Origin of the sequence: Mucilaginibacter sp. CAU 1740 (genome assembly GCF_039839285.1) — a bacterium.
In the GTDB taxonomy this organism is placed as follows: Bacteria; Bacteroidota; Bacteroidia; order Sphingobacteriales; family Sphingobacteriaceae; genus Mucilaginibacter.
In genome coordinates this window covers 203,850-227,444 of sequence record NZ_JBDOQS010000006.1, presented here as the reverse complement: position 1 = coordinate 227,444, position 23,595 = coordinate 203,850, and the positions used below count along the sequence as shown (strand labels likewise).

Genomic DNA, 23,595 nt, shown 5'->3' with positions numbered 1-23,595 from the left:
ACACTGAAAAAGCAGGGTCTTAAAGCTATTTTTCAAGATAGTTTATAATTACCTGTTAACAGGTATTACAGTAAAAGCATAAACCGCTACATTTACTGGTGAACTTATCTGATGAACAGGCTTTTAATTCGTGCGCAATTCCTGCTTTTTATTTTGTTGTGGATGGCACCATGGGGTTCCATGGTTTCAGCGCATCAAATGGATACCCTGTTTGTAAAAGGCCCGGTTAATGATGAGCTGAGCAGATATTATACATGGTTTGAAAACAAGGACGGTAAACTCCCTCTATCGGCTGTGCTTGATAGCCTTAAAGCCGGAAAATTTCATAAAACCATTTCTGATGGCGCATTCAATAAAGGATTTACTAAAAGTGCTTATTGGCTGGCCATCTACGTAAAAAACGATACCACCGTCCGCCTGCCTGTATTGTGGAGTTTTTATAATAACAACATCACGTTTACACTTTACGAGGCCGATAAAAATACCGGTTCAACTACTTACTATGGCAGTTCATCAAGTATGGAGCCGCTGAGTAACCGCCCCTATCCTGTTCGGAGCATATCATTCCGGGTGGACCTGCAACCGCAAGAATCGAAATTACTGTTAGTAAAAGCTCAAACCATCAATGCCGATAATATCTATTTCCCTACAGATATTACTACTGTTGATGACTTCCTTGAATGGGAAACTCATTATACTTTTCTAATTGGCAGGTATATTGGCTACTTCATGTTCGCATTGGTATTCAATATACTGCTTTGGCTGGCCTTGAAAAACCGCATACATCTGTGGCATGCGGCCTACGTAATGTCCTTGATAGGTTTTAATTTAAACGAGTTTTTGTTCGATTCATTTACCTTTCCTGATTGGCTTTACCACTTATGGGTATGCCTTCCCAAATCAATGTTCCTGCTTTTACCTGTTTACTTTAGCTTCCATATTTTCCAGCTGTTTGTTAACCAAAAGCAGGAATTTCCGGTATTTTATAAACTATTCAGCATATATAAAATTATTGCTTTAGCTGTGCTAACCATAGTGCTATTCAACTCCTTTGCACTCCCCTTCGATAACGTATTTGTGTCTGTTGGTCGCAGAACTGCTTACTACTTTTCATTTGCAGGGTTGGTATTGCTTGTAGCAAACATTATTTCGGGTATTATCAGGCGGCATTATTATACCATTCTCTATTCTATATCTACTATATTCCTGCTATTGGCCTTTCTCGATTTTATATTGAACACCCTGCAGGTTGGCCAATTGTTTTTTATCTCGCCGGGTAACATCACAGTAGCTTTCACTTTCGAGATCCTGGCGCTTACCGTAATTTTTGTTTTTAAATATAAAGACGAAAAGAATAGTAGCATCAAAGCACTTAATGAAACCGTAAGCTTGCGCAATAGTTGGGCCACCGAAATTATCAAGGTACAGGAAAGCGAACGCGAACGCATAGCCCGCGACCTACATGACGACGTTGGCGCCACCCTGAGCACGTTAAAACTGCACCTAAGCAACAATCCATTAAAAACACGCGACCAACAGGAAGCCGCCGACTACGAGCGTACCATGGAACTCATCTCCAAAATAACCGAAGATGTGCGCTCTATCTCACACGATCTGCTTCCGCACGATTTTATTAACGACGGCCTATTTTTTTCATTACAAAACCGTGTAGATGAGCTAAATTACAATGGTAAGATAAAATTTCAGCTGGTTATTGAGGGCGATGAAGCCACGGTCGATCATACCACGGCCATGATCATTTACCGGATAGTTAATGAATTAATAACCAATATCATTAAACACTCGGATGCCAGCGAGGCTTCGGTGCAACTGGCTTTGCTCGATACCTATATCCAAATCATTATTGAAGATAACGGCATCGGCATGAATACAGTAACCAATAAAAGCGGGATAGGCCTTCGCAACATTGCCAAACGTGTAGAATTTTTAAATGGCGAAATGCACATCGACAGTAGTAAAAAAGGATCGACGTTTATTATAACTATTCCGGTTTTAAATAACAACCATATCAATGACGCCAACTGAAACGCCCATAAGTATCATCATAGCCGAAGATCATCCAACCTTTTCATTCGGGGTGGAGCAATCATTGGCGCGGGTGCCCCACATGCGCATCATTGATAAAGCACTTAATGGCAAGCAACTACTGCAGCTGCTCAACACGAAAAAGCCCGATCTGATATTGATGGATGTACTGATGCCCCACATGAATGGCATTGAAGCCGCCATGCAAATCAGGAAAGATTTTCCGGTTATCAAGATCATCTTCATATCCATGTATGAGGAAAGCTCCATTATTAAACAATGCATGCAATACGGACATGGCTATATCCCAAAGGCATCAACTACCGATGAGCTGATCAGCGTAATAAATACCGTAATAGCAGGCAATACTTACTTTCATAATAGCAAGCCTTTACTATTCAAGCAGCCTTATAATGATGACCTGATCAAGAAATATAAGCTCACCAGGCGCGAGGTAGAACTGATCCAACTGATAAAAGACGGGCTTACAACTAAAGAAATTGCGGCGAAGCTATTTCTGAGCACACTTACCGTAGAAACTCATCGTAAAAATATTTTCCGTAAGCTGGAAGTAAAAAACATTACCGAATTGATAGTTTTCGCGCTTAATAACCAGATAGCAAGCTGATATTTTTTATAACAATATTTACTAAAACCTGCCATCGCATTACAAAAATCAAAATTAAGTCGCTTTTTTTCAGCAAATTAAAACCAATATCACAATAGATACGCCAGCTATAAACTATTTTAGGCAAACCTATTGTTTATTAAAACAATAACCACTATCTTTGCGCCCGATTTGGCGATGTTGCCAAATTCGTTATTTTAATTCATGAACAACCCATTTATTGAACTGGGAATCCGTCATGATATTGTTAATGCCATCTCTGAGTTAGGATTTGAAAATCCTACACCAATCCAGGAGCAGTCAATCCCGGTATTGTTAACAGGCAGCAACGATTTTGTCGGATTAGCCCAAACCGGGACCGGAAAAACTGCTGCCTTTGGCCTGCCACTTTTAGAACTGCTTGATTTCGAAGAAAATCACCCACAGGCACTTGTTTTATGCCCCACACGCGAACTTTGTTTACAGATCGCGAACGACATTAAGAACTACTCCAAAAAAATGAGCAACGTACACGTTGTTGCTGTTTATGGCGGAGCAAGTATTATGGATCAGTTACGCCAGATTAAACGCGGTGTACAGATTGTAGTTGCTACACCAGGGCGTATGCTTGATATCATTAACCGTAAGGCTATTGATTTTTCGGCTGTGAAGTATGTAGTATTGGACGAGGCTGATGAAATGCTCAACATGGGCTTTCAGGAAGACATTGATAGTATCTTATCTACCACACCCGAAGAGAAAAAAACCTGGCTATTCTCGGCCACCATGCCTGCAGAAGTTAGGCGGATCGCTAAAAAATACATGACCGATCCGTTTGAGCTTACTATGGGCGCAAAAAACACAGGCAATGCCAATATCGAGCATGAGTACTATATAGTACGTGCACGTGACAAATATGCCGCGTTTAAACGTATTGTTGATTTTAACCCTGATATTTTTGGTATCGTATTTTGCCGTACCAAAATTGAAACACAGGAAATTGCTGAATCGCTGATTAAAGACGGCTACAATGCCGATTCATTACACGGCGACCTTTCGCAGCAACAACGCGATAAAGTAATGAAACGCTACCGTGAGCGCAGCCTGCAATTGTTAATTGCTACTGACGTTGCCGCCCGTGGTATCGACGTTAACGACGTAACACACGTTATTAACTATTCATTGCCTGACGAAATTGAAAACTACACCCACCGTAGCGGCCGTACAGCCCGTGCAGGTAAAACAGGTGTATCGATCTCTATCGTTAACGCTAAAGAATTAGGCAAGATCCGCCAGATTGAGCGTGTTATTGGTAAAAAATTCGTTAAAGCTGAAATTCCAACCGGTTTTGATGTTTGCGAAAAACAATTGTTCTCTATCGTTCACAAAGTACATAACGTAACTGTAAACGAAGAGCAGATTGAGCAATACCTGCCACGTATATACGACGAGTTTAAAGACTTTACCAAAGAGGATTTCATTAAACGCTTTGCATCTATCGAGTTTAACCGTTTCCTTGATTACTATAAAAACGCACCAGACCTTAACGCCAGCGTTGAAGAAGGCCGTAACAGGTTTGAAGATCGTGGCGAACGCGGTAATGGAGTGCGTGGTAACTTTACTCGCCTGTTCATCAACCTTGGTTCGGTTGACGAGTTTAACCGTGGCGATTTGTTAGGTTACATCTGTAACACTACCAAAATCAGCGGTCGTACTGTAGGTAAGATCGACGTTAAAGGTGTTTATTCATTCTTTGAGGTTCAGAACGAGGACGTTGATAAAGTGATGGCCAGCTTTAAAGAAGCCGAACACAAAGGTCGCCCTGTAAGGATAGAAATATCTGGCGAGGGCACCAGCGATAACCGTAGCGGTGGCGAACGCCGTGAAGGTGGTTACCGTGGTGGCGAACGCAGAGAAGGCGGCGGCTACCGTGGCGGCGAACGCCGTGAAGGTGGTGGCTACCGTGGCAACGAACGCCGCGAAAACAGTGGCGGTGGTTTCCGCGACTTTTCAGGCAAACGCCGCGAAGATCGCCCTGAGCGCAGAAGGAGATTTTAATAATCCAGCATAAAAAAACCACCATGTGCAAAGCATGTGGTGGTTTTCATGAGCTTCCTTTAGTAAGAAGCATTAGTTTTAGTTTAGTTTTGTTAACAAAGCCTTTAGTACCGCTGCACACGGAGAACGAAGGCTTTTGTTGTTTAATATGGTCTGGGTTGCGGCCCACTATTTAGCCTTCTGCCTTAAGCGTTCCGCTTTCAGCTCAAACTATCGGTTAAATTCAACTACATCCGAATCCGGATAGCAAAGCGTAAGTTTACTATCAGTTAGCTCCTTTATGGCAAACTTAGTGAATGGGCGAGATCCTTCGTACGAAGTATAAATGGTATCACCTTTTACAAAGTAATCTTCCTTACTGGCCTGGCCATCATCTAAAATAAAATCCTTTGCTGTAATAGATAGTTTGGTTGCGCCATCTTTTGATTTCCAACTGCCTTCCAGCTTTTTATTTTCGGCAGGCGCGGGAGCAGATGAACAGGCATAAAGCAATAACAGGGCTGCGCTGGCAGCGAGTATCGGAACAAACTTTTTCATATATAACAGATCAGGATTTTAAACCAGGCCTTACGGCCTGGTTATATTTTAATTATTGAGCCGGCTTATTAACCAGTTCAGATTCTTTTACATAAACGCGATGACCTTTCTTGTTTACATAAAAATAGTGCGAATATTTATCGATGTAAATAGTTTCGCCGTTAGGGCCAACCTTACCGGCGTATTTTTTATCGGCTACCGTTGCCGCGCCTTTGGCTGCAATTTCGGATGTTTTATGACCGATTTTTTTAGTGGTTTTGCTGATCTTACCACCAAGGGTTGAATCTTTATGTGTTTGGGCAAATGCCGGGGCAACCGCGAAAGTAGCGGCAGCAAACAGGGCTATTTTAAAAAGCTTTTTCATAAGTGACGGAAATTAAGATGTTTTATATAAATCAACTCAATTTTTCGGCCAAATTTCTCATTTCAATCACCGGCGAGCGTTTTTGATATAAAATAGCATAAACGGCCTCGCAAATAGGGATGCTCACCCCATATTGCTTATTAACCTCATGTAGGCAATTTACTGCATAATAGCCCTCGGCAACCATATTCATTTCCAATTGTGCCGAGGTAACAGTGTAGCCCTTCCCTATCATATTACCAAAAGTACGGTTACGGCTAAACTGCGAATAGGCTGTAACCAGCAAATCACCAAGATAGGCCGATTCCTTGATATCCCTATCTATAGGGTGCACAGCGGCCACAAAACGCTCCAGCTCACGGATGGCATTTGATATCAACACCGCCTGGAAATTGTCGCCATAGCCTACGCCATGGCAAATACCGCTGGCTATGGCATACACGTTCTTTAACACTGCGCCGTACTCTGTACCATAAATATCATCAGATATGATAGTCTTGATATAACGGGTATTGATCATCCCCGCAAAATTAGCGGCGAGTTCTGTATCTCCCGAAGCTATTGTTAAATACGATAACTTTTCGAGCGCCACCTCTTCTGCATGGCATGGCCCGCTAATCACCATAAAGTCGGAAAACGATATATCGTATTTTTGATGCAGAAATTCGGCAATGATCAGGTTTTCGTCGGGCACGATGCCTTTAATGGCTGATACTATCTTTTTACCTTTTAAATCGGAAGGGGTGATGTCTTTCAGCGCGTCTTTTAAAAAGGCGGCAGGTACGTTTAGTAATATGGTATCGGCAGCTTCAATAAGCGGCTTCAGTTCGGTCGATATATTTTGTTCGGGCAATTTGATCTCTACCGAACTTAAGTAGTGCGGGTTATGGGCAAACTTACGCACGTGATCAACAGCCTCGGCATTGCGCATCCACCAAAATATCTCCTTAGGGCTGGTATTATCTATCAGCATTTTGATATTGGCCGTAGCCCAGCTTCCCCCACCTACAACTGTGATCTTATTTATTCTTTTATCCATTAACTTGATAATAGCAATATGGCCGTATGGTTTTCATCGGCTAAGCAAATTAATGAAATATTATGCAGATTGGTGGCAAGACTTTTAGATGCAGGAAGCAAGAATCCACCCACGTCATTGCGAGGCACGAAGCAATCGCACGGAAGCATAGCCACCCTGTGCAGTTCGCGATTGCTTCGTACCTCGCAATGACATTCTTATTTTACCATCTAACTATGGTTTAAAACCGTGGAAGTTTATAACTTCCGGGTAATGGAATTTACGTTAGAAACTTAAATTATTTCACACCACGGGTTACGCTGCGCTAAACCCGCGGCAGTGGGCGGCTATAAACATAAATGCCCGGCTTCGCCGGGCATTTATGTTTGCTATATCATTTGCACATTTGAAATCTGCATATCCGCACATCTAAAATCCGCACATCTATTTATTCTCAGCATTAAACAGCTTCGATTTATCAACCTTCTCCACCATCTGTCCATCGCTTAATGTTTTGGAAATTGCAGAGAAAGGGCCGGAAACTACTTCTTCACCACCTTTTAATCCAGATAGTATCCGGATATACGAATCATCCTGAATACCGGTAGTTACCTGTACCTGTTTCAGCTTGCCCGCATTTAAAACAAATACGTACTCTTTGGCAACAGGGCTTATCTGCGGTTTGCTTTTATCATCGTCATCCGCTTTTGGTGGACCATCATTCTGCTTTTTCTCCTCGCGGGTAGTTACTGATTGTATTGGAACCGATAAAGCCTTAGCCGAATTGGTGCTGATATCAACAGTAGCTGTTAAACCCGGACGGAATGGCGATGGGTTATCGGCTGTCTTTTTTAACAAAGCAGCATACGAATCAGCGTTGATCCTTACTTTAACGGTAAAGTTGGTCACCTGATCGGCAGAGGTACCTACTACGTTGGCCGAGCTACCTATTTCAGTAACCACACCTGTAAATTTCTTACCTAAAAACGCGTCGATCTCAATTTTTGATGAATCGCCTAACGAGATCCTGTTGATATCGTTTTCGTTCACATCCACATTCACATCCATTTTGCTCAGATCGGATATAGTCATGATCTCGGTACCGGCAAATTGTTGGGTGCCTAACACACGCTCACCTTTTTGGATAGATAGTTTAGATACCACACCATCAACCGGAGAGTAGATAGTAGTTTTAGCCAGGTTATCCTGTGCTTCTTTAACTGATGCCTGCGATTGAGCTAAACCAAATTGCGAACCAACCACATTTTGCTTGGCGGCTTCTAACGCGGCTTTGGCATTTTCATAGCTGGCCTTAGCGTTTTCAAATTCAGATACGGTAAGTACCTTTTTGTCATAAAGCTCTTTACTGCGTTTGTAGATACCAATTTGATTATTATAAGTAGCCTCAGCTTGTTTTACCATTTGGTTTGTATTGCCTACGCTTGCTTTTTGAGTATTGTAGGATGCCACCGCACGATCATAACCAGATTGCAAAATATCAGGCCTGATTTTACAAAGCAACTGGCCTTTTTTAACCACGTCACCTTCTTTAATAGGCAATTCAACCACCTCACCAGATACTTCCGGACTGATCTTAACCTCAACATGCGGCTTGATCTTGCCACTTGCCGATACCGTTTCATTAATTTCGCGCGTTTCAGCTTTTTCTACGGCTACCTGCGTTAAAGCGGGCTTACCAATTAAACCGGATACTTTGGCGGCGATCAGCAGGACGACCAGTAACCCAAGGCTTATCAGAATATATTTAGTAGTTTTTCCCATGACGGTGAATTGTTGAATATTTTATGTTTTAGTTTTTAATTAGAGGGTTATAGGATTGCCGAGATAATAATCAATTACCTTACTCCTGAAAATAACCTGGTACTGCGCCTCAATCATATCAAATTGTGATTTGTTGAGGTTAGTTTGCGATGTGTTATAATCCAGCGAGTTAACCAAGCCTACCGTATAACGTTGTGATATGGTATTGAAAGCATCCTTATTAGCCTGATAGGTTTGCATGGCCGATTGATAACGTTTATCCGCAGCCTGCAGATCCCATACCGCCTGGTAAATGATCTTGCTTAAATTGTTACGGGCCAGCTGTGCTGTAACCTCTGCATTTTGGTTTTGTATTTTAGCTTTACGCACCGCTGTACGGGTTGTAAAACGGTTAAAGATCGGGATCTGTAAACTTAACCCTAATGTTTGATTAAAGTTATCACCCAACTGCCTGAAAAACGGATTGCTCTTGTAAGCAACATTACCGGTTGATTGATCGATAAAAGGTGTATTCTTAGCATCCGAAAAATAAGAACCTGCCGCACCAAACAACACAACCGAAGGAAAATAACCGCCCTGCGCTATTTTAATACCCTGGGCAGCGGCTTTTTGGCGCTGCTCGGCCAATAACACGTCCGGATTTACCGCCGTAGCTGTTTTTACAACTTCCTGGGCATCATAAATAACCTTAACATTATTCAGTTTACTGATATCAGGCCGTTCAACCTTAATGTTGGAGCCCGGATCCATTTCCATATATTGTTTCAGCGTTAGCAATGATTGCTCCAGCTGGTTTTCGGCGTTAGTATAATTCAGATCATTTGTTGATAACTGCGCTTTGGCCTGCGAAAGATCGGCAAGGGTTTGATTCCCTACATCAAAGTTTTTCTGAGCGCGGTCTAATGCTATTTTCGAAATATCAATTTGTTGCTGGGCGGCAGTAACCAGATCTTGGTTGGTTAATACCAGCAGGTAAGTTGTAACCACGTTCAGTATTAAGTCGTTTTTTACTTTGGCAACATTGGTTCTATCGGCATCAAGCAAAATTTTGTTTTGGATGATGGTATTGCGCAACTGGCCACCCTGAAACAAGGTTACCTGCGAGTTAAAATTACCGTTAACCGCCAAAATGCGCTGGTTGCTGAACTGGTTGGTTGAGGGGTCGATATTACGGCCAAAATTAAATGACGACTGCGGACTAACACCTAAATTGGGTAACTGATTGTATTTTGATTGTTTAACGTCTTCCTCGGTAAGCGCCGCGGTAAACTGGGCTTGTTTAATGGTGAGGTTACGGTCAAGCGCCAGATCAACAGCTTTTTGTAGCCCAATAACTTCCTGCGCACCGGCGTTAAAGCCTGTCATTGCAATTATAATGGTGCAAATGAGCGTTGCCTTTACTGATAGTAGTTTTAGTTTCATAAGGTTTTTCTATACAATGTTAAGCAACTGTTCATTACATTGCAGTGTTTATCTTTGTTAAATGTTGTTAATCGGGAATAAAACACAACTGTCTTGATCCGTATGTATTTGGTTAAAACTCCGCGATTGCTGAAAAAGCTTTATCCCGAACTGATTTGGGATGTAAACCAAACTACCCCTTGTATTTATCTCACTTTTGACGACGGCCCTATACCAATTGTTACACCGGCTGTATTAAATATTTTAAAACAATATAATGCCAAAGCCACCTTTTTTTGCATCGGCGACAATGTACGCAAGCATCCCGATATTTTTGAAGCCGTAAAGGCCGGAGGCCATGCCATAGGCAACCACACTTTTAATCACCTAAAAGGCTGGAAAACTGAAGCGCAAACCTATCTGGATAATTTTCTACAGGCAGACGAATTACTGGATACCACACTGTTCCGCCCACCCTATGGCCGCATTAAACGGGCGCAGATCAAAGCTTTAAAAGAAGCTAAACCGGGTTTAAAAATTTTTATGTGGGATGTACTGAGCGGCGATTTTGATATAAACCTTGAACCGGAAGCATGCCTTAAAGGTGTACTCAAATATACCGAAGCAGGATCGATGGTGGTATTTCATGATAGCCTAAAAGCTTTTGAACGATTGGAGTATGTTTTACCAAGGGCTTTAGACGTTTGGAGTAAGGAGGGGTATAAGTTTAGCTCCCTAACCCCTTGAAAGATATATCATTTTGCGGGTTGGCCGGTCACCCTGAGCTTGTCGAAGGGTCGCGCGTAAAGGCCTTACCCACCATGCTTCGACATGCTAAGCATGACACCCTTGTTTATTATTTATATAGGCAAAAACGAAGTAATCCCCGATCTACAGGGCGTACCTGCTGATCGGGGATTGCTTCGTGCCTCGCAATGACGTTGCGGGAGTTACTTTCTTATTGCAGATTATTTTTTCACCGAAGCATTTTCGGCAGCTTTGATGATTACAGCGGCAACAAGTTTTGGTTGTGATATAAATACTACGTGACTTCCTTTAATTTCAGTTATCGCGGTATTTGAACGTTTGTACATTGCGCGTTCAATATCAGGGTTGATGCTTTTATCTTCGGTAGCAACTATACCGTAAGATGGTTTGGTTTTCCAGGCTGCATTAGTAAGTGGAGTACCAAAACCTTTGGCGTAGAATGCGCCTTGTGAAGCGTACATAAAATCAGCATCTTCTTTGCTGATATCGGCACAAAAACCCGCGTGGAATTTAGCTTTATCATAGTAAACTATGCCTTTATCATCTGGTGATAAAACACCGTTTTCGGGAGCGGGAGGGGCTGATTGTAACCATTGCACAGATGTTTCACCTTTATCGGGTTGGAGGGCAGCGATATAAACCAGTGCTGTTACTTTTGGGTGGTTACCGGCTTCGGTAATTACTGTACCGCCCCATGAGTGGCCAACTAATACTGTTGGACCATCTTGTTTATCTAAAGCTACGGTTACGGCTTTAACATCATCTTCTAACGATGATAGCGGGTTTTGAACTACGGTAACATTATATCCTTTTGCGGTAAGTTGATTATATAAAGCTTTGTAGCCCGAACCATCGGCAAAAGCACCGTGAACTAATACTACATTTTTAACGGCTTGTGCCTGTGCTAATGAACTGAAACCTAAAACTACTGCGAAGGTTAATATTAAGCTTGCTAAGCCTGCTTTGATTCTGTTTTTTAATGATGGAGTTTTCATATTGTTTTTGTTTTAAATGTTGTGTTTGATTTAACAATACAAAAGTGCCCCAAATGCTGCAGGTAGGAAATGTCGCGGCTTCCCGAAAGATTGTAATTTTTTCCCGGAGAGGTTAGAAAGGCGGGAGATTCTTTAATTCCCTCCCTTGGGAGGGGTGCGGTAGGTTTGTGCGATGGCAGGGAGGGGTTTGTGCACCATGCTATGAATATACTGGGCGATGAAACCCCTCCCTACACCCTCCCAAGGGAGGGAATCGCACATTCCCCCGCTTTTACTCGATAACATTTTTTATTTGTTTACGCCGCCACCGGCTGCGCTTTCCCACTTCTAAAATCTGCAGGGGATTGCTTGGTATGGCGTTTAAAAAAATTGCAGAAATAGGCAGGATCTTCAAAACCAAGTTCGTAGGTAATTTGCTTAACGGATTTGCTGGTGTAGCTTAACAAGCGCCTCGCCTCAACAATTATCCTTGTCTGAATTACTTGCTGCGGGGTTTTATCGTTATACAGTGAAAATATATTCGATAGTGTTTTAGGCGATTTGTTCATCATTTCGGCATAAAAACTAACCGAATGCTCCTCCCTGAAATTCATTTCCACCAGCAGGTTAAACTTCCGGAAAATATCCAGTTTCTGATCCTGGTTATTTTCCACTGGGATATATTTTACCCGGGCCAGCTGCGTTACCATGATGATGAGCCGCTTTAGCAGCATGATCAACATATCGTTCTGGATATTGTCTTTAGTATTCAGTTCGAGGGTAAAAATATCGAGCAGTACCTTAAGCTTTGATTGGTTAGGATCATCCAGGGGGATAAACAACAGATCGCCCATACCGAACAGAAAACCAACGCAGCTTACTTCAGTATCGTGGTCAACTATGCAATAGTATTCCCGGTTAAACTGCCAGGCTATGATATCTGTAGGCCTTTCAAACGTAAATGTTTGGTCGAACATAAGGGGCAGCAAGGTATTTGCATTAAACTCATGATCGGTGCCATCTATATTGATGATCTGCTTCTCGCCGGTATTCCAGGCTATAGTGAAATATTTTTTTGCTTTATCGCGGGTATAAAAAAAGCGGTCGAAATTCTCTTCTCTGCTGATCAGTAACAGATCGCCGCCGGTTTTATGATCGGAAACAATTAGCTTCATTAATTTTTTTGTTGATAAAGATAGGGCAGATTGGTGAGCTTTGAAGAGTGGATATGGGCTTTTTACATTTTTAAAACTTTGCACTCTCTGCTATTTTTTAAACGTTAATCGGCTATAAGTGTTACTTTGAACTATTGCCGAATTATCTTTCCTTTGCAACCATGAGCAACGAACTCACCGACAAAGCATTTTGGGCCGGTTACTGGGAATCAAAAAAAGATCTGGCATTCAATGTGCCTGCTAATTATACATTTCATAAGCTGTTAAAAAGCGTTATTGATAGCAGTAAACCAACATCGGCTATTGAGTTAGGGGGCTTTCCGGGCTATTTCGCTATTTTTTTGAAAAAGTATTTCGGACTTAAAACTACCTTGTTTGATTTTTATGTACACTCCAAAGTACTTAAAGAGGTATTGGACGCGAACCAACTTGGCGGTGATGACATTGCCGTAATAGAAGGCGACCTGTTCAAATACGAGCCGGACACGCAATATGATCTGGTACTATCCTGCGGATTGATAGAGCATTTTAACGACACCAAAGGCATTATCGAAAAACACCTTTCGTTTTTAAAACCGGGCGGTACGCTGTTCATCACGCTGCCAAACTTTACGGGTGTTAACGGCTGGGTGCAACGCAATTACGATTTGAATAATTACGAAAAGCACAACATTAACAGCATGGATCCGGCATTGCTGGCCAACTACTGCAAAGAGCTTGGGTTAAAAAAAGTAGAAGCTTATTATTACGGTAAGTTTTCGGTTTGGCTGGAGGATAAGGCCAATAAACCTGCGCTGGCTAAAGCGATTACGAAACTGGTTTGGGTAGCAGGGAAAGTGTTTACCAAGATAGTTCCTGTTGAATCAAAGGCTTTATCGCCTTATATTGTGGTTACGGCGCAGAAGTAGGCGACGCACATACATATGTCATTGCTGATGCACGAAGCAATCGCATGCCGTACAGAGCGGCTATGCTTCCGTGCGATTGCCGCGCTACGCTCGCAATAACATATTGGGACGGTTATCCCATTTTCTGCTTCACAAACCTCACTACCCGCTGCATTAAACTCCCCTTCCTGTTAGCCAGGAAATGTTTAATAGCCTTATAAGCCTGCTCATCCTCCTCAATTATATCCGGAAATTGTTTCACCGGCTTGCGGGTCATTTGTACCTGGTAAATATCCTCGTTGTTTGAGTGTACCCCCGTGCCATCGTGCCCTATATTTTGAATGAGCGATTGCGAAGGATTCAGTGTCAAACCATCTTTTAAAAAGATAGAGGCATACCAACGGATAGCCCAGGAATTATTTTTACCGGCCTTAAACTGTTGGATCTGTTTCCAGAAATTCATTTTACCTTCTATGGAAAATTGGGCTATTTTCAGCGTATCAAATTGTTCTATCAGTTTATCAACGTTTGGCTCAAAATTACGCCATGCACGTGCCCAGGTTGCCCAGCCCCAGCTGGTGGCCGCGCGGTAAAAAAAAGTTTCAGGCAGGGATTTATCGTGCAGGTTGTACATGTAAGCACCAATGTGCATTACCTGCTCTTCGTTGGCATACCTGTTCAGGGCATCATTAAAATATTGTAATGTATAAGGCGACGATAGCAGGTCATCTTCAAAAACAATCACCTTGCCATATTCATAAACCAGCTGGGTAACCCCGCTGATAACAGATTCGGCCAGGCCGAGGTTATGTTCGCGGACTATAACTTTTACCGATTTAAAGCCTGTTACATCTTTTACAAGTTGCCTCACCTCATCCACTTTAGTCTTGTCAGCATCAGTTTTGGCAGCATCGCAAAAAATGTAGAGCCGGGTTTCGTCGGCCAGCAGGTTTTGTTGCAGGTAGCTGATAGTGCGGCGGGTATGATCGGGCCGGTTATAAACAAAAAGGGCTATCGGGGCAAGGTTTTGCATGTTGTAATTTGAGGCAGATCAATATGGGCGGGCCTTTTAAACGCACAAACACGCATCTACTCCAACCAATAATGAGGTGACAAAATTATACCTAAAATACGCTGCTGCAAAACAAATAGTTAATTTGTTTTATCCTACCGATTTTACCGTGAAAGTTGTGCGCCTGTTAAGCTGCCTACCGGCTGGGTTATCCTTACCATTTGGTAATTTATTGGGGGCTACCGGCATTCGCTTACCATACCCTTTAGCTATAATGCGGCCTTGTTTAACACCCTGCAATAAAAGGTAGTCAACGCAGGCATCCGCGCGTTTTTGGGATAGTTTAAGATTTTGCGCGTCGCTGCCAATGCCATCGGTATGTGAGGCAAGCTCTATCTTAATCTTTGGGTTATCCTTCATCAATGCAGCCAGTTTATCCAGCGTAGCGAATGATTCGGGGCGCAGGTTGGCGTTGCCAAAATCAAAGTAAATATTATCTATTGTGATAGGCACATTTACCTTAAAACTCTGCATACAAATATCAGGGTTGATCAAGGTATCAATACCTGGCCTTACAACAGGCGCAGGAACGGTTTTAGTAAAATATCCTTTCTGCGAGATCTCTACCTGGTAACTTGGCAGCTTCTCTTTTACCTTGAATACATAAGTACCGGTACTATCGGTAACTGCAGCAAGGATACCTCTTTTTATTGCCGGATCTTTAAGCAAAACTCTTGCGCCGGCCATTCCTTTACCGCTGCCGCAATCAATTACTTTACCATCAATATATAATGCCTGGTACTGGCCGGTGAAAAGGCTCAAACAGCAATCGGAACCGCGTGCCGAGCTTAAGTAAAACTTATTAGCGTTGTTAGGATCGAGGTTGTAATACAGATCATCTTTAGATGAGTTAACCGGATAGCCTAAATTTGAAGGCACCGACCAATGGCCAAAATCGCCATCGCTGCGGTAAATATCAAATCCGCCCATGCCTACAAAACCCGTCGAGCTAAAAAACAAAGCTTTATTGGCCTGATCGTAACATGGCGATTGCTCGTCGTAAAGTGTATTCACCGTGTTGCCGAGGTTACTTACAGTTGTTGGCTGGCCGTAATCATCAAGGTTACTCTCCCAGATATCGTCACCACCTTCACCGCCTGGCCTGTCTGATGAGAAGAATAAGCGTTTTCCATCCGGGGTAACAAATGGATGTTTAGAGTTAAAACCATCAACGTTAATGGTATTATTTAATTTTTCGGGCTGTTGCCACACGCCGCTTACCAGTTTGCTTAAATAAACTGCTGATACCGTTTTTCCGCCTTTTTTGAACCAGCGGGTGAGGTACATCCTGTCGCCGGTACCTGTAAGGGCCGGGGTGGCATATTCAATTTGTCCTTCTTTATCAAAAGCATTAAAATTTGTTGCCAGTGCCTTGGTCGAATCAAGTATAGCCGAGCTATAAATACGGTTGGTGAAAAACTTATCCTTCTCAACCATACGCGATGAAGTGAACCAATACCTGCCCAGGTTTACCGACAAAGCATAGTCGCCCTGATCCTTATTTAAAAACACCAAAGCTGATACATCAACAGCACGCGGGTTTTCCAGTTGCTTTAATGCGTACTCGCATGAGGTAATTTCCTTTTTTGCAAGCGCTGTGTATTTTTCATCCGTAGATGAGCCCACAAATTGGTTCAACTGATCTAAAGCCTCCTGATATTTACCATTAGCCTGTAAACTTATAGCGTACCAAAGCGGGGTGAGCGGATATTGCTTGGCTGTTTCGCCAGCGTTTGCCTTCGCATACCAAATGGCAGCGTCGGTAAAATCTTTATACAAGCGATATGATTCGGCCAGGTGATAAATAATATACGGCGTTGCCGCTTTTTTTGAGCCTCCGCTTTTATTGGCAGCCGAATTAGCGGGCAAACCATTTTTCACAACGGCTGTAGTGCCCTCGGCAATATTTTTATAATAAAACGCGGCGGTATAATACTCCTGGTGCTTAAAGGCCGAATCGGCCATAGCCCTGTAACTGGGAGATTGCGCAAAGCCAATCGCCGGAAAAAGTAACGAAATGAGATAAAGTAAAAACTTCTTCATATTATATCCTTGGGCAAATTGGAGCCAGTGAATCAGAATAACGGCTAAATATGTAGCTAATTGAAAGTTCGAAACCGCCACGGCCCGATGTAACCGCGCGAAGGCCCGAAGTGTTAAAATCATAACTGGCACCTATCACCATCCTATGGATATGGTAGCCAACGTTGGCTATAGCGGCATCCTGCAGGCGCATCATACCACCAAGTACCAGGCCGTTATCATCGGCAAATTTAAGCTCAGAGTAGATACCGAAAGCTTTGATCTGGCCTTGTCCCTGCTTAATGTAAACAGCGTTAGGGATCAAATCGAACGAGTCGGACGCTTTAATGCGGACACCACCATGGGCAGTAAACCGCTTAGGTAACTTGCTGGAGATACCCCCCGACGCAAACGGATCGCTCACATCGTTAATATGGCTAATGGCAACACCGCCAAACAGGTTGGCTTTGTTCATTGGATCGGCATTGTAATAATATATACCCGCCCCGGCGTCAAATACTGTTTTTGACGAATAGCCAAAGTTTTCGAAATTGGGCAAGGTTGGGTCAAAACCGGTATTAGGATCGTACTGGTTATCAGACTGTAGTTTACCCGGATCAAAGTTTCGACTGATAACGCCTGCCTGCAAACCAAAATGCAAACGCTGGTTTCCATCATCAGACAAGGCTATACCGTAACCGAATGAGGCAGCAGCGTTAAAATAATTATAGCCTGCCGTACCAGCTTTTTGATCAAGGATATTTAAACCGATGCTTACTTTATCGGTAGGTTTGGTATCTACCGATACACCTGCGGTGCGGTAACCGTTACTGATATTTGCCCATTGATCCCTAAAATTGGCCGAAAGACGGGTTTGGCCATCAAAAACACCGGTCATTGCCGGGTTTAACCACAACGGGTAAGCATAAAATTGCGAAAAGTGCGGATCAACCTGCGCCTTCACCATTCCTGCAGCCACAAACTGCAACGCTATTGTAAGTATGAGTATAAGTTTTTTCATCGTAATAGCGTAATTGTTCCTTTTTTAGTCAACTGCGCCCCATTATTCATTACTGCTTTCAGATAATATACATAAACGCCCACCGGCATTAGTGTTCCTTTAAAATAACCGTCCCAGCCTTTGTTTACATCGGTTGAGGTAAAAAGCTGTTGCCCCCACTGATCGTATATGTAAAAAGACATAGTGGTTATATTTTTTCCGTGTACATAAACCACGTCGTTATTTCCATCGCCGTTAGGGGTAAAATTATTGGCCACAAAAATCACATTGTTGTTATCGATTGTCGTAGCCGTTATTGCTGCGGATGCTTCGCTTAACGTACATGATGTTGCACCCAGGGCTTTAACCGTAATTGTCACTGCCTGGTTAAGATCAAGGCCAGTTATGGTGTGGGTTAAGCCTGTTGCACCCGAGCTTGGCACAGTGTAGGTAGCACCATTATTTGTACTTACCTGGTAGCTTGTCGCGCCGGTTACCGCATCCCATTTAAAAGTAACGCTCGATGATGTGGTTTCGGCAACGGTTACAACCGGGGCATCAAGCGGGCTGGTCATTTTTACCTGTACTGGAACACGTTGATTGGTTGAACAGTTAGAGGTATTTGTAGCCTCGGCATAATACGTTTTATCTGCATTTAAAACCGGCGTGGTATAAGTTGCGCCTTTTACCAGCAGGTTGCCACCGGTTGGCGCATCGTACCATGAAATAACAGGGCTACCACCGCCTGTTACCGATGCTGTTAAAGTGGCTGTACTGCCCGGACAAATTGTTGCACCCGAAGAGTTTATAGCAGTTAGTACCGGCGGATCAACCGGGGTTACACCTACCGAGGTACGTGAGGATGAGATACAGCCTGTGGCATTTACAGCACGCACATAATAAGTGGTTGGTGCAGTTACATTGCTTAATGTCCAGGTTGCGCCGGTGTGCAATAAATTATTATCTGAAGCAGTTGCATACCATTGGTACGTAACACCGTTTTGTACGTTCTTTACGGTAAGGGTTGTTGCTGACCCCGTACAAACCGCAACCGTGCTTTGATCAAACTGCGGCACAACGGGCAATGGCGAAACTATTACATCAATAGTTGCCGACGAGCTACTGCAACTACCGTTTGATGCATCAATGTAATAAGTTTTATTAGTGTTTAAAACCGGGGTTGTATAAGTGCTTGATGTTGATAATACAACTGTTTTAGCAGGCGAATCGTACCATTTGTAAGTAAAACCAGCCTGTGAAGCAACCGATAAATTGGCCGAACTTCCCGCGCAAATATTAAATGTTGATGCTATTGGCGTAGGCGGCGGCGGCGGTGGCGAAATTGTAAAAACAACCACATTACTAACAGAAGGTGTTGTACATGCGCCCGAAGATGCAATACGGCGATAATAAGTATCCTTACTTAACACAGCCGGATTATAGTTTTTGCCGGTAGCGCCTGGAATATCAGTAAAGTTTAAATTATCTGTTGATTGCTGCCACTGGTATGCAAAAGTACCATCGCCACCTGTGGCTGTTGAACCAGTCATGGGAGTTGGATCACCGGTTGTACAAAACTGGGTAACCGTAGGACCGGTAATAGTATTGTTGGTTACCGAGCGGATAGGCCTTACAGTAACATCATAATACGAATCAAAAGCAGTAACACCGGCAGTTATTGTTCTGCGGCGCAGGCTGTAAACTATACTTGTAGCCGTATTATTAGTTAGGGACGAAGTGATATAATCCTTCAGCGTGTTACCGGCAGGCGCACTTACCCAGTTACCATTACTATTGATCTGCCACAAAAAGCTATCAGGAGCAGGATTTTGCACATCGCCGTTAAGTACAGCGGCAGCTGCCGAGCAAATGGTGATGGCCTGTACCGGCGCAGCATTTACAACTGTACCAACATTTAACGAGGATATGCTTCCCACGGATGGGGATGCAAAATTTGTATTGCCTGCAACACCGGCTAACCGGGATCCAGCAGGGTTGCCATAACCGGCAAACGGCAAACAAAACAGGCAAAGTATTGCCCATAAAATAGGTTTATATAAACGAGCAGGCATTAGGGTGCATAGCTTAAATTAATGGATAATGTTACCATTTATCCTCCACATTATTAATATTTTCAGAATATTTTAACTGCCAACCTGACAATTTTAAAGCCGGTTTCAAATCAATCAGCTTTTACGGGATAAGTAAAAAAGTGTGCTATTATTTAAAACAGGTTGCCTTGATTTAGCCTTGGCCTTATTTATTCTGTTCATTTTTTACGGAATGATTAATGATAATGTTTAGATAATGAATTTTTTTTATTAGCACTATAGGTTGTCACAGGTAATTATGCACAAAATTGCAATATATCACGAGTGAAAAACTAAAAACCCATAGCAGCAATGCAAAAAATTAAAACTGGGAAAATAAAAAATGGAGTTTGGATGAGGCATTCAACAATTTGTGACAGGTTGGTTGCTTGTATCTAAATCCGGGTTAATTTCCTCGCTTTAAGATGCGGTCAAATATAAGGTTTATATCTTCAGAAATTTTTAAAATATAGGTAAAAAAGGCGTAAACAACACCGATGATCAATGACCGGTAAATCATATCCAGGTATACGTTAGCAATGTGGGGCAGGTAAAGCCCAATTAAAAGGCATCCGCCAAACATCAATAAAATATAAAAGTGTTTTTTGCCGAAGGGCTGAAGATCAAACTTAATTTTAATGAACAACCAGTAAACAAAGTTGAGCACAAACATGGTGATAAGATATGCTAAGGCCGCACCCATCATATTGAAGCGGGGGATCAATATCCAGTTAGATACCCCGCAAAGCACCACCGCAGAAACAATAAAGACGGTAGTAAGCCTGTAATATTTAGACATGTTAATGATATAACCATTTATCCCGCCGGTCATATCAACCAGAAAAGCCACACCAACTACTATAAACACATCAAAATAGCTTTTATAATCGTGCTTGGTAAGCAGCGTGATAATAAACGGCTTGTTGCTCACCAAACCAACAAAAAGCAGGCACCCTATCAGCATTTGCACTACCGATGTTTTATAATAGATCTTACCTATTTTGGCGAGGTCATTATTTGCCCACGATTGTGCTATAATTTGTAAAGATGTACGGCTCAAGGCCTTTGCAGGCATACTGATCACCACTGCTATGGCGAAAAAAGTACCGTAGATACCTACATAAAGAAAAGGCTTTTTGGTGAGTGCGCTCAACATTATCGTATCCAGGTTCTGGATCATTACAAACGAACTGTTACTTAATACGGTGAACAAGCCGTAGCTGAGAAATGCTTTCTTCTGCGCTTTTAAATCATTACTTACTTTCGAAAATTTAAAGTGGTTTCCTTTAGCTATATAAATAAACAGTGTAACTATTACGGCAGCATTCGCAATTATATACACCAGCAGAAAGCCATTATAATTTAAAAGCTTAAGCGCTATTAGCAATACCCCTATTGTTGAAAAAAGGCGGAGTACAACCTCGCGCAAAAATGATGATAATACATTTTTAAACACGGTGAGCGCCATCCCCTCTAAAACGGCAAAAACAAGTGTAAAAAACGACAGCGGAATAAGGTAGTAAAAGTACTGCTGCAGCAAAACGGCACCCTGTTTTCCTTTATAATGATCAAGGATCGGGTTTTTAAACACCACAAAAAGTATGGTAAAAAAAGTAAAGAACACAAGGCTCCAAATAGATACAAAAGTTATAAAACCTCCGTGCTTTTTATCGTCGGTACGGTAATAAGGGAAATATTTAAGGATGATGTTAGTAACGCCCAAACCTGCAAACTGCGCATAAAGCTGCGATAAGGTACCTATCAGGATAAAAAAACCAATCTCCTCAATAGAAATGATCCGCTGAAAAAGGATAATGAGGTTAAAAAACCCAAGGGCTACGCCTGCATATAAAATGAGGCTATTCAAAAATCCTTGTTTCTGTAAAAGGTTCATTAGCTATTTTGGTTGATGCTATTGCTGATGATCTGATCAAGCAACGCAATACGTTTATCGATATTATAGTTTTGCACAATATGCGCATGTGCGGCTTTCCCCATTTTTGCAGCCAGCTCAACATTTTGGGCAACGGAGATCATTTTAGAGGCCATATCATCCACATCGTGCTCTGCAACCAGGAAACCCGTTATATTATTGATAACAGCTTCCTTTATGCCCGCATGCGCAGTACTCACAATGGCTAAACCAGATGAGGCCGCTTCCAATATGGTATTCGGCGTGCCTTCCATATCCCCATCGGGCGTTGTTACCGAGTGCTGAACAAAGCAACGGACTTTGCCCATCAGTTCGCGGATCTCTGCCGCCTGCATTACTCCGGTTAAAGTAACGCTATCGGTAAGGTTAAGTTCGGCAACCAGCTGTTTAGTTTCTTCAAGCAAGGCCCCATCTCCTACCATCCATAAATGTGTTTCGGGAAGATGATCATTCACCTGTTTAAAGGCGCGAACTACAGATTGCGGTGATTTTTTTTCGACGAACCTGCCAACTGATATAAAATCAGGCTTCGAATCAGACAGATCGATCAGCGGGAACCTCGCACTATCAACCCCGTAAGGGTTAAGATGTATTTTTGCTTCAGGCGCGCCCAATTGTTTCAATGCCTCAACCATATCATTTGATACCGCCACAATTGCCGAGGCATAATCAAAAGCTGCCGGATAAAGATCGCGGTATTTGGCAACAGTTGGTTTATGATGCGCATCTGCACCGTGAAAGTGTATAACCAATGGTACGCCGGCCATTTTACAGGCGGAGGCGATCATAGCGCCCACCATGCCATATTCGGCCAATACGACATCAATTTTATTTTGCTTAAGATATTTGGCAAGCGCCCGGTTACTAACGCCTATCTGTTTCTTTTTAAAGATGCGCTTTTGGATCAGGTAACTTAACAGCGCTATTTTTGAACGGATAAGGTATTTACCTTCATGATCATACACCGGGAAAGCCCCGCCATACAACACCTTTTTATTACCGGCCAACCTATCAATATGGGCCTGTATAAAAGTTTCGGAAAAGGCCGATTGGTTAGGCTTTATAATGCACAGGTTATATGCGCCCTCCATACTAACCAAGTTTTCTTTTCACATAAAACCTACGAAAACCGCTGCCTAATTTATTAAAAGCTTTGTTCATGATCCGGCGCGCACGCTGTGAAGCAGTTACCGGCTTAGGGTGAAAAAAAGCGGACTCAAAATCGTTGTTTTTTTCCAATACGATATGGGTATAGTCTGCCGTGTTCCAAACGCTTTTCAACTCGTACAGCATCACTTCGGTACCGGTATCGGCAGCCAGTTTGCCTATTACATCAAAGGAGATATGCTCATCCACGGGCTGCATGGTTTCCGGCTTATTTACTAAACTCCATTTCAGGTTATGGGGGGTAGGAACAGTTAAAATAATATGCCCTTTATTGCGCAATATCTTTTTCAAAGCAGCGTGCACTTCCGCCCTGTCGTTTACGGCTATGTGCTCATAAACATCCATAAAAATGATCAGGTCAAACTGCTCATTAAAGGTATCGGTAGTTAAGATGCTCTCCTTAAAATTGAGCTTATCATCAGCAAAAAGCTTGGTTGCTACCTGTATAGATAGGGTACTGATATCAATGCCTGTTATAACAGCATCCGGCCAGTATTTATGCATGCGCGAGCAGATGTTGCCCATGCCGCAGCCTACCTCCAGTATGCGGGCTGGTTTGGTTACCGTAAAGCGTTTTATAGTTTCCCAGCCCAGTTCAATACGGGGGTTAACTACAATGTAGTCGTTCAGTTTATTTTTAACGTGTTCGTCGTAATAAGATACTACATTTTCACGGTTCGGATTCTCAGTCATT

19 protein-coding genes are annotated in these 23,595 nt (G+C 42.6%); 5 read left to right on the top strand and 14 right to left on the bottom strand.

Annotated elements, in window-relative coordinates; translation table 11 throughout:
• The first annotated feature begins 111 nt into the window (after positions 1 to 111).
• The 3 genes from AAFN85_RS15175 to AAFN85_RS15165 all read left to right on the top strand — a co-directional run bounded on the left by AAFN85_RS15175 (position 112) and on the right by AAFN85_RS15165 (position 4,711).
• Positions 112 to 2,046: a 7TM-DISM domain-containing protein gene (locus AAFN85_RS15175; RefSeq protein WP_347528348.1), complete on the top strand. Its 1,935-nt coding sequence runs from the start codon at positions 112 to 114 to the stop codon at positions 2,044 to 2,046.
• Positions 2,033 to 2,674, top strand: a complete 642-nt coding sequence (locus AAFN85_RS15170) for a response regulator transcription factor (protein ID WP_347528346.1) — start codon at positions 2,033 to 2,035, stop codon at positions 2,672 to 2,674. Before AAFN85_RS15175 ends, AAFN85_RS15170 begins: the two co-directional genes overlap by 14 nt.
• 204 nt (positions 2,675 to 2,878) lie before the next feature.
• A complete protein-coding gene (locus AAFN85_RS15165; protein WP_347528344.1) occupies positions 2,879 to 4,711 on the top strand; it encodes a DEAD/DEAH box helicase in 1,833 nt (610 codons plus the stop codon).
• A 210-nt stretch (positions 4,712 to 4,921) separates the two neighbouring features.
• Here the strand turns inward: AAFN85_RS15165 and AAFN85_RS15160 are convergent, their stop codons facing one another.
• From AAFN85_RS15160 to AAFN85_RS15140, 5 genes are all read right to left on the bottom strand, one after another.
• Complete coding sequence (locus AAFN85_RS15160) at positions 4,922 to 5,248, bottom strand: hypothetical protein (protein ID WP_347528342.1); 327 nt, start codon at positions 5,246 to 5,248, stop codon at positions 4,922 to 4,924.
• 52 nt (positions 5,249 to 5,300) lie between these two features.
• Entirely contained in the window at positions 5,301 to 5,612 is a 312-nt protein-coding gene (locus AAFN85_RS15155) for a hypothetical protein (RefSeq protein WP_347528341.1), read from the bottom strand.
• Between the two features lie 31 nt (positions 5,613 to 5,643).
• Positions 5,644 to 6,651: an NAD(P)H-dependent glycerol-3-phosphate dehydrogenase gene (locus AAFN85_RS15150; RefSeq protein ID WP_347528339.1), complete on the bottom strand. Its 1,008-nt coding sequence runs from the start codon at positions 6,649 to 6,651 to the stop codon at positions 5,644 to 5,646.
• 423 nt (positions 6,652 to 7,074) lie between these two features.
• Positions 7,075 to 8,412, bottom strand: a complete 1,338-nt coding sequence (locus AAFN85_RS15145; RefSeq protein WP_347528338.1) for an efflux RND transporter periplasmic adaptor subunit — start codon at positions 8,410 to 8,412, stop codon at positions 7,075 to 7,077.
• A 39-nt stretch (positions 8,413 to 8,451) separates the two neighbouring features.
• Positions 8,452 to 9,834, bottom strand: a complete 1,383-nt coding sequence (locus AAFN85_RS15140) for a TolC family protein (RefSeq protein WP_347528336.1) — start codon at positions 9,832 to 9,834, stop codon at positions 8,452 to 8,454.
• A gap of 102 nt (positions 9,835 to 9,936) precedes the next feature.
• On the opposite strand from AAFN85_RS15140, the gene AAFN85_RS15135 reads away from it, so the two are divergent.
• On the top strand, positions 9,937 to 10,560 hold the full coding sequence (locus AAFN85_RS15135; RefSeq protein ID WP_347528335.1) for a polysaccharide deacetylase family protein: 624 nt from the start codon (positions 9,937 to 9,939) through the stop codon (positions 10,558 to 10,560).
• 221 nt (positions 10,561 to 10,781) lie between these two features.
• Here the strand turns inward: AAFN85_RS15135 and AAFN85_RS15130 are convergent, their stop codons facing one another.
• Positions 10,782 to 11,576, bottom strand: a complete 795-nt coding sequence (locus AAFN85_RS15130; protein WP_347528334.1) for an alpha/beta hydrolase — start codon at positions 11,574 to 11,576, stop codon at positions 10,782 to 10,784.
• A 296-nt stretch (positions 11,577 to 11,872) separates the two neighbouring features.
• Entirely contained in the window at positions 11,873 to 12,730 is an 858-nt protein-coding gene (locus AAFN85_RS15125) for a helix-turn-helix domain-containing protein (protein ID WP_347528332.1), read from the bottom strand.
• A 161-nt stretch (positions 12,731 to 12,891) separates the two neighbouring features.
• Here AAFN85_RS15125 and AAFN85_RS15120 point away from each other — a divergent pair, with 161 nt between their 5' ends.
• Positions 12,892 to 13,638 (top strand): methyltransferase domain-containing protein, encoded by a 747-nt coding sequence (locus tag AAFN85_RS15120; protein ID WP_347528331.1) that lies wholly within the window; start codon positions 12,892 to 12,894, stop codon positions 13,636 to 13,638.
• A 112-nt stretch (positions 13,639 to 13,750) separates the two neighbouring features.
• Here AAFN85_RS15120 and AAFN85_RS15115 read toward each other — a convergent pair whose 3' ends face one another.
• From AAFN85_RS15115 to AAFN85_RS15085, 7 genes are all read right to left on the bottom strand, one after another.
• Positions 13,751 to 14,650 carry a sugar transferase gene (locus AAFN85_RS15115; RefSeq protein WP_347528330.1) on the bottom strand — a complete coding sequence of 300 codons (900 nt, stop codon included), beginning with the start codon at positions 14,648 to 14,650 and terminating at the stop codon, positions 13,751 to 13,753.
• A 129-nt stretch (positions 14,651 to 14,779) separates the two neighbouring features.
• Positions 14,780 to 16,732 carry an OmpA family protein gene (locus AAFN85_RS15110; RefSeq protein WP_347528328.1) on the bottom strand — a complete coding sequence of 651 codons (1,953 nt, stop codon included), beginning with the start codon at positions 16,730 to 16,732 and terminating at the stop codon, positions 14,780 to 14,782.
• Between the two features lies 1 nt (position 16,733).
• Entirely contained in the window at positions 16,734 to 17,732 is a 999-nt protein-coding gene (locus AAFN85_RS15105) for a PorP/SprF family type IX secretion system membrane protein (RefSeq protein ID WP_347528326.1), read from the bottom strand.
• Positions 17,729 to 19,783: a gliding motility-associated C-terminal domain-containing protein gene (locus AAFN85_RS15100; protein WP_347528325.1), complete on the bottom strand. Its 2,055-nt coding sequence runs from the start codon at positions 19,781 to 19,783 to the stop codon at positions 17,729 to 17,731. The genes AAFN85_RS15105 and AAFN85_RS15100 overlap by 4 nt, the downstream gene beginning before the upstream one ends.
• 424 nt (positions 19,784 to 20,207) lie before the next feature.
• Positions 20,208 to 21,695, bottom strand: coding sequence for a polysaccharide biosynthesis C-terminal domain-containing protein (locus tag AAFN85_RS15095; RefSeq protein ID WP_347528324.1), 1,488 nt, complete (start codon positions 21,693 to 21,695; stop codon positions 20,208 to 20,210).
• Positions 21,695 to 22,825 carry a glycosyltransferase gene (locus AAFN85_RS15090; RefSeq protein ID WP_347528323.1) on the bottom strand — a complete coding sequence of 377 codons (1,131 nt, stop codon included), beginning with the start codon at positions 22,823 to 22,825 and terminating at the stop codon, positions 21,695 to 21,697. Before AAFN85_RS15090 ends, AAFN85_RS15095 begins: the two co-directional genes overlap by 1 nt.
• Before the next feature lies 1 nt (position 22,826).
• Positions 22,827 to 23,594 carry a class I SAM-dependent methyltransferase gene (locus tag AAFN85_RS15085; RefSeq protein WP_347528322.1) on the bottom strand — a complete coding sequence of 256 codons (768 nt, stop codon included), beginning with the start codon at positions 23,592 to 23,594 and terminating at the stop codon, positions 22,827 to 22,829.
• Between the last annotated feature and the right edge of the window lies 1 nt (position 23,595).